The sequence below is a fragment of the Planococcus soli genome, from assembly GCF_016881065.1.
Lineage (GTDB): Bacteria > Bacillota > Bacilli > Bacillales_A > Planococcaceae > Planococcus > Planococcus soli.
Map to the genome: position 1 here is coordinate 57,638 of NZ_WXYN01000049.1, position 7,462 is coordinate 65,099.

Below are 7,462 nucleotides of genomic sequence, written 5' to 3' on the forward strand. Positions count from 1 at the left end.
AGCGAGCCGAAAGGCGGCGTCTCGTCTAGCTCTACGCACCTCATTCAACCCTGGCTTAAGCAACCGGGGAAGCCATAGAGACAGAAAAGCGCATTTCTCTGAATGAGGTGCGCGCTTTTTTTATTTATTTACCGTTTTACAAAAGCTGTCGAAACCCAGTAGAGTAGAGAAGAGCGAAGCATGTGTTAGAGGAGGTCAGCTGAGATGAATTCGAACATATTGTCATTTGAAAATGTGACATTTACATATGCACCAGAAGATGAAACGGTGAAACCCGCCGTAAAGGATCTGTCATTCTCAATTCAAGACGGGGAATGGATTGCCTTGGTAGGCCATAACGGCTCCGGAAAATCAACCATCGCTAAATTGATGAATGGCTTATTGTTTCCGCAAACCGGCAAAGTGTCCGCGATGGGCCGAATGATGGAAGAAGAAAGCCTGTGGGATATCCGTTCGCAGATGGGCATGGTCTTCCAGAACCCGGACAATCAATTTGTCGGAGCGACGGTTCAGGACGATGTGGCTTTTGCATTGGAAAACAATGGTGTACCGCATAAAGAAATGGTGCTGCGCGTCAAAGAAGCTTTGCATCAGGTGAAAATGGAAGCTTATTTCGATCACGAACCCCATCATTTATCGGGCGGGCAAAAGCAGCGTGTGGCGATAGCGGGTGCTCTTGCACTCCGTCCGCGTCTTTTGATATTGGACGAAGCGACGTCCATGCTGGATCCGCAAGGGCGCATGGAAGTCATCGAAACTATCCGTGAACTTCGAAGAGCGACAGGCCTTACCGTTATCTCGATTACGCATGATTTGGAGGAAGCTGCAATGGCTGACCGCATCCTGGTCATGAATGCTGGGCACAAGCAGTTGGAAGGCACACCGGAAGCTGTGTTTCTTTCCGGTAACCAGTTGACGACTATGGGATTGGACTTGCCGTTTGCGATGCGCATGACACATTTGCTGCGGGAAGCTGGAGTCGAGCTTGAAGCGGAACATATGACAGAAGATGAATTGGTGGATGACCTATGGACATATTACTCCAGGAAGTAGGATACAGTTACGCAAAAGACACGCCATTTGAAAAACGGGCGTTGACGGATGTATCCTTGCATATTCCTTCTGGTTCCTACACGGCAATTATTGGACATACCGGATCCGGAAAATCGACAGTTCTTCAGCATCTCAATGCTTTGCTAAAGCCGACCGAAGGGTCAGTCATGATTGGCGAACGCAAAATCGAAGCGGGTGTTAAGGCGAAAAACTTGCGCGATGTCCGCCGCCAAGTCGGGATAGTGTTTCAATTTCCGGAACAGCAGCTGTTTGATGAAACGGTTTTAAAAGATATTATGTTTGGCCCTCTGAATTACGGCGTTCCGGAAGAAGAGGCAAGCCGCCGTGCACATGAGCTGGTCGAGCAGCTTGGATTGCCTCCGGAAGTATTGACGAAATCCCCATTCGACTTGTCTGGCGGACAAATGCGCCGTGTCGCTATTGCAGGAGTGTTGGCAATGGAACCGGATGTTCTGGTGCTGGATGAACCAACGGCTGGACTCGATCCACGCGGCCGCCGTGAAATTATGGACTTGTTCCATCGTTTGCATATCCAGAAGGGCCTGACGACCGTTTTGGTGACCCACAGCATGGAAGATGCAGCGCGTTACGCAGACCGTGTGGCCATTATGCACAATGGCCACTGCGTGGTCACTGGAGAGCCTGAGGAGATCTTTTCCAATGAAGAGCAATTGGGTGATTATCGCTTGGAACCGCCGCGGACAATCCGTCTGCAGCGGAAGTTCGAAGCAAAAGCTGGCATCAAGCTTGGTGCGATTTCATTGACAGAAGAAGCGTTGGCTAAGAATATCGCTTTGGCTTTATTGGAAGGGCGTGATTCCGAATGATGGAGAAAATGATTTTTGGCCGATTTATTCCTGGCAATTCCATCATTCACCAAATGGATCCGCGCGCAAAGATTTCGTTTGTCTTTGTGTTTATCGCCATTGTCTTTATTGCCAATAGTGCAGTGACCTACGGCATTTTGCTGGGATTCACGTTATTGGTGGTCTTCCTGTCTAAAATTCGTCTGTATTTCTTGATAAATGGATTGAAACCGGTCTTTATCCTGTTGATTTTCACCTTTTTTCTGCATATTTTCTTTACGCGTGAAGGTGATTTGCTGTTGGATATCGGTTTTATTGAGATTTATGAGGAAGGATTGCGGCAAGGGATATTCATCTCGATCCGCTTTCTAGTTTTAGTGTTCATCACCAGCATCCTGACGTTGACGACGTCGCCGATTTCCATCACTGATGGCATTGAAGTGCTGCTTGGCCCGTTCAAACGGGTCAAGCTGCCCGTCCATGAGTTGGCATTGATGATGTCCATTTCTTTGCGGTTTATCCCGACTTTGATGGACGAGACGGGCAAGATCCTGAAAGCACAGATGGCCCGAGGCTCAGACATCGGCTCAGGACCGATGAAAGAGCGCATCAAGGCCGTTGTGCCCCTATTGATCCCATTGTTCGTCAGCGCCTTTAAACGGGCGGAAGACCTGGCTACGGCGATGGAAGTCCGCGGCTACCGGGGAGGCGAAGGCAGAACGCGTTATCGCCAGTTGGACTGGCGTTTTGTGGATAGCCTGAGTTTGCTGGTGCTGGCAGGGCTTGCGGGAATGCTCTGGTATTTCCGGGTATAAGGAGAGAAAGTTATGAAACGATTAAAAGCGACAATTGCCTATGACGGCTCCGGTTTTGCAGGTTATCAGGTACAGCCGGAATCGCGTACGGTTCAAGTTGAATTAATGAAAGTGCTGAAAACCATCCACAAAGGCAAAGTGGTTCAGGTCGTGGCAAGCGGGCGGACTGATGCAAAAGTGCATGCCACAGGGCAGGTCATTCATTTTGACACGGAGTTTTCCATTCCTGTGAGCGGCTGGCTAAAAGCTCTGAATGTTCTGTTGCCGGAAGACATACGCGTCAGTTCGATTGAAGAAGTGGATGCATCTTTTCATGCGCGCTACCATACGACCGGCAAGACCTATCGCTATAAATGGGACCGCAGTCCGATCATCAGCCCGTTCACACGCAACTATATGGTGCATGTCAAGCAGCCTCTTGATGTAGAGGCGATGAGAACGGCGGCACAGTCTTTGGTTGGCACCCATGATTTTTCAAGCTTTTGTGCAGCCAATACTGCCGTGGTCGACAAAGTACGGACAATTTGGCGCGTAGATTTTGAAGAGCATGGCAATGAGCTGCATATGGTCATTGAAGGTTCCGGCTTCCTGTATAACATGGTCCGCATTATTGCAGGGACATTAACGGAAGTCGGCATCGGCAAAAGAAAGGCCGAGGAGCTGGGCCGAATCGTGGCTGCAGCTGAGCGGGATGCTGCCGGAAAAACAGCGGCAGCGCATGGTCTTTACCTGGAAAGCGTGATGTATAAGAGCTGAAGCAACTTTTCCTGGTGTTTTTAGAAAAACCCTTGACTTTTTAGCGCTGGCGTTATAACATGATGTATGGTATTTTCATTACCCCCACGATATGCCCCGGAAGGTTATTTGTGTTTAGGGATAACGAAAAAACGGAACAGCGGAACACTGTAAAAGAATTTAAAAACAGACGATTTATTAGGAGGACAATATACATGCGTACAACATTCATGGCTAAGGGTCACGAAGTAGAGCGTAAATGGTTAGTTGTCGATGCAGAAGGGCAAACTCTTGGACGTTTAGCTTCTGAAGTCGCTTCAATCTTACGCGGGAAATATAAACCAACATTCACACCAAACGTTGACACTGGTGATCACGTGATCATCATCAACGCTGAAAAGATCCATCTTACAGGCAAAAAGCTTACAGACAAAATCTACTACCGCCACACACAATACAGCGGTGGATTGAAACAGCGTACTGCACTTGAAATGCGCACAAAATACCCAACTAAGATGCTTGAATTGGCTATCAAAGGGATGCTTCCAAAAAACTCTCTAGGACGCCAAATGTTCAGAAAGCTGCATGTCTATGCTGGCCCAGAACATAACCACCAAGCACAAACACCAGAAAACTACCAGCTTCGCGGATAATACATTAGTAAATTAGAGGAGGATACACCTTTGGCACAAGTTCAATATATTGGAACAGGTCGTCGTAAAAACTCAACAGCTCGCGTACGGTTAGTACCGGGTAACGGCACAATTACAATCAACAAACGTGACGTAGCGGACTACGTTCCTTACGAAACATTACAACAAATCATCAAACAGCCACTAGTTGCTACGGATACTCTAGGAAGCTACGACATCCTTGTAAACGTAAACGGCGGTGGATTCACAGGCCAAGCCGGAGCAATCCGCCACGGTATCGCACGCGCTCTACTTACTGTAGACCCTGCATTCCGTCCTGCGTTGAAATCTGCTGGGTTGTTAACACGTGACCCACGTATGAAAGAACGTAAGAAACCAGGTCTTAAATCAGCACGTCGTGCACCTCAGTTCTCAAAACGTTAATTTCGATTTTCGTTTACAAAGCACTTTCCGAAGAAATTTGGGAAGTGCTTTTTTATGTTCAAATTAGGACCTGGACAAGTAAGATAGAAAGAAACAAAAGGAGTGAGGCAGAAATGAATCGAATCAACTTAATTTGCCTGGGTGTCAAAGATATGAAAACGTCGGTAAAGTTTTACAGGGATGGACTCGGCTTTGAGACCGCTGAAAAAGGGGACAATCCTGAAATTGTGTTTTTTAATTCATCAGGGACCAAACTGGAGTTGTATCCGTTTGAGCATTTGGCAAAAGATATCGACGAGAACAATCCGCCAAGCGGCAGCGGATTTTCGGGCATTACTCTGGCTTACAATGTGAAGTATAAAGAAGAGGTGGATGAGGTGATTGCTCTGGCGAAAGCGGCTGGAGGAAAAGTCGTCAAAGAACCGAAAGATGTTTTCTGGGGCGGCTACTCCGGTTACTTTACAGATCCCGACGGCTACTACTGGGAAGTCGCATGGGGTCCGGACTTTACGTATGATGAAAACGATATGCTGAAGTTGGATTCGTAAGTTGGTGTCTGCATGTCTCGCGAGTCTGATGAAAAAGCCGCTTTGCCGAATCTTTTATAACTATCGGTGCTGAGTGGCTTTTTCATTTTTGTTCTAAGCGCGAATAGATTAAAAATAAGATTTGCTGTGCTATACTTTATGGTGAGCAAAATTGATAGGGAGTGTATCGATATGTTAACTGAAGTACAAGTGCGCGAATTACTCGGAACGCTAGAAGATCCGTTTTTACATAGATCGTTGACAGAAACGAACGGCATCACGTCCGTAACGATCAAAGAAGAAAAAAATCACGTCAGTGTCAAATTGGCAATTGCCAAAACCAACACACCTGAACAAATGCAGCTTCAGATGAAAGTTGTCGATGTCTTGAAAGGAGCGGGAGCAGGATCTGTCGGCATCCGTTTTGAAGAGCTTCCACCTGAGGCACTGGCCCAGTTCCGTGGAACGGCAAACGAATCAGAAGCGCAGGATCTCCTGTCTCCACTCAACAAAGTTGAGTTTATTTCAATCGCCAGCGGTAAAGGCGGCGTCGGCAAATCGACGGTATCTGTCAACTTGGCGATTGCATTGGCGCGTCTTGGCAAAAAAGTCGGTTTGATTGATGCCGATATTTACGGATTCAGCGTGCCGGATATGATGGGCATCGACAAATCTCCGGTCGTTCGCGGCCAAACGATCATTCCTGTTGAACGCTTCGGTGTTAAAGTCATCTCCATGGGCTTTTTCGTGGAAGACAATATGCCAGTCGTTTGGCGTGGTCCGATGCTCGGCAAAGTGCTTGACCAGTTTTTCCGCGATGTAGAATGGGGAGATTTGGATTACCTTCTATTGGATCTGCCGCCTGGCACTGGGGACGTTGCACTTGATATCCACCAAATGCTTCCGGCTTCCAAAGAAATCGTCATCACGACACCTCACCCGACTGCGGCATTCGTCGCGGCGCGTGCCGGAGCGATGGCACTTCAAACCGACCACGAAGTATTGGGTGTTATTGAAAACATGTCGTGGTTCGAAAGCAAAGAGACCGGCAAGAGAGAATACTTATTCGGACAAGGCGGCGGACCAAAGCTTGCAGAAGAATTGCAGACGCCGCTGCTCGGACAGATTCCACTCGGCCAGCCGGATTGGAACGAAGAAGACTTTGCACCATCCGTTTATACGGCAGAGCATCCAACAGGGAAAATTTACGAAGACATCGCTCAGCAAGTGCTTAAACAATTCGCCGATAAAAAATAGAAACTTTAGCAGTCCGGAACCCTTAACTGGTTTCCGGACTTTTATTATGGGTGATTGGCAATAGGATATGGCGATTCGGTAACAAAGCTCTGACTTTCAAGCTTTGTTCACAATCTGTTGCACGTGGTGAATGGATTTTTCAATAGCCGGTTGGTACAATCTTAGAAGGACTTTAAATAACGGAGGCATTCAATTGACAATACGAAATTGGGTTAAGTTTTTTTTGAAAGCTCTTTTGATTGGTGGAGTCGTCACAGGAGTGCTCGGTTTATTCGTTCGCTGGGATGACGTCTTTTCTCAACCGTTCAATTCGGGCGAGTGGGGAGAGTTCCTCGCAGGATTCGTCTGGCTGGTCATTATTGGCTTAACGATGAGCATTATCAGCCAGCTGTGTTTCTTTGCTTACTTGACGGTGCACCAAATAGGGATGAATATTTTCCGGACATTGCGCTTGTGGAACTGGGTTCAGCTTTTGATCATCGGTGTGGTCATTACCGATTTGATTTTATTCCGTTTCGCACCAAATGCGGAAACGACTGAGCAGGTTTGGCTATATGGAACTTTGTTGGCCATTTTGATCGTTACCGGAGTGGTGACGGCTTACTTTAAAGCGAAATGGACCAACAAAGATACATTTATTTCAGCGTTATTTTTCATGATCGTCATCACTACGGTGGAGTGGCTGCCGGCATTGATGGTGGAAGAAGGCAACATCGACAGCTGGGTTACTTTATTGCTGTTCCCTTTCTTGGCAGTAAATGCGTATCAGCTATTGGTATTGCCGAAATACAATGCCCAATCAGATATTGACCGGCAGAAGTTGGAAGAGCGGCGCGCAGCTAGAAAAGCGCAAACGCAGCCAGCTTCCAAAAAATAAAACCATTCATCCGCTGGCTTTGTTCCGGCGGATGAATGGTTTTTCATTTTTATAGAACACGGTTGAGTAGCCAGAGAATGTTGATGGCAGTAAGAGGGAAGGGCGTTAATAAGGCAGCGGGAGTGGTGAGTACAGAAGGAAAAAACCGGTTTCTGTAAAAACTTTCGAGAAAGTGTTGACAGGAATATAAACATGCTTTAATATAATAAAAGTCGCCAAGCAACAACGAACAACATAAACGAAACGGCGGCATACTAATTGAACCTTGAAAACTGAACAGCAAAACGTCAACAAA

At 47.1% G+C, this 7,462-nt stretch carries 10 protein-coding genes; 9 read left to right on the top strand and 1 reads right to left on the bottom strand.

Annotated elements, in window-relative coordinates; all coding sequences use genetic code 11:
* Nucleotides 1-204: 204 nt before the first annotated feature.
* From GJB59_RS14525 to GJB59_RS14565, 9 genes are all read left to right on the top strand, one after another.
* Nucleotides 205-1,053, top strand: a complete 849-nt coding sequence (locus GJB59_RS14525) for an energy-coupling factor ABC transporter ATP-binding protein (RefSeq protein WP_142830569.1) — start codon at nucleotides 205-207, stop codon at nucleotides 1,051-1,053.
* Nucleotides 1,029-1,901: an energy-coupling factor ABC transporter ATP-binding protein gene (locus GJB59_RS14530; protein ID WP_142830571.1), complete on the top strand. Its 873-nt coding sequence runs from the start codon at nucleotides 1,029-1,031 to the stop codon at nucleotides 1,899-1,901. Before GJB59_RS14525 ends, GJB59_RS14530 begins: the two co-directional genes overlap by 25 nt.
* Nucleotides 1,898-2,695 carry an energy-coupling factor transporter transmembrane component T family protein gene (locus GJB59_RS14535; protein ID WP_142830573.1) on the top strand — a complete coding sequence of 266 codons (798 nt, stop codon included), beginning with the start codon at nucleotides 1,898-1,900 and terminating at the stop codon, nucleotides 2,693-2,695. The genes GJB59_RS14530 and GJB59_RS14535 overlap by 4 nt, the downstream gene beginning before the upstream one ends.
* A gap of 12 nt (nucleotides 2,696-2,707) precedes the next feature.
* Complete coding sequence (gene truA / locus GJB59_RS14540) at nucleotides 2,708-3,451, top strand: tRNA pseudouridine(38-40) synthase TruA (protein ID WP_142830575.1); 744 nt, start codon at nucleotides 2,708-2,710, stop codon at nucleotides 3,449-3,451.
* Between the two features lie 194 nt (nucleotides 3,452-3,645).
* Entirely contained in the window at nucleotides 3,646-4,083 is a 438-nt protein-coding gene (gene rplM / locus GJB59_RS14545; protein WP_142830577.1) for a 50S ribosomal protein L13, read from the top strand.
* 30 nt (nucleotides 4,084-4,113) lie between these two features.
* Nucleotides 4,114-4,506 carry a 30S ribosomal protein S9 gene (gene rpsI / locus GJB59_RS14550; protein ID WP_142830579.1) on the top strand — a complete coding sequence of 131 codons (393 nt, stop codon included), beginning with the start codon at nucleotides 4,114-4,116 and terminating at the stop codon, nucleotides 4,504-4,506.
* Between the two features lie 113 nt (nucleotides 4,507-4,619).
* Nucleotides 4,620-5,054, top strand: coding sequence for a VOC family protein (locus tag GJB59_RS14555; protein WP_142830581.1), 435 nt, complete (start codon nucleotides 4,620-4,622; stop codon nucleotides 5,052-5,054).
* 171 nt (nucleotides 5,055-5,225) lie between these two features.
* Complete coding sequence (gene salA / locus GJB59_RS14560; protein WP_142830583.1) at nucleotides 5,226-6,290, top strand: iron-sulfur carrier protein/transcriptional regulator SalA; 1,065 nt, start codon at nucleotides 5,226-5,228, stop codon at nucleotides 6,288-6,290.
* Between the two features lie 193 nt (nucleotides 6,291-6,483).
* Nucleotides 6,484-7,167: a KinB-signaling pathway activation protein gene (locus tag GJB59_RS14565; protein ID WP_142830585.1), complete on the top strand. Its 684-nt coding sequence runs from the start codon at nucleotides 6,484-6,486 to the stop codon at nucleotides 7,165-7,167.
* A 49-nt stretch (nucleotides 7,168-7,216) separates the two neighbouring features.
* Here the strand turns inward: GJB59_RS14565 and GJB59_RS14570 are convergent.
* On the bottom strand, nucleotides 7,217-7,462 hold a 246-nt coding region (locus GJB59_RS14570; protein ID WP_203583278.1), incomplete at its 5' end, for a hypothetical protein.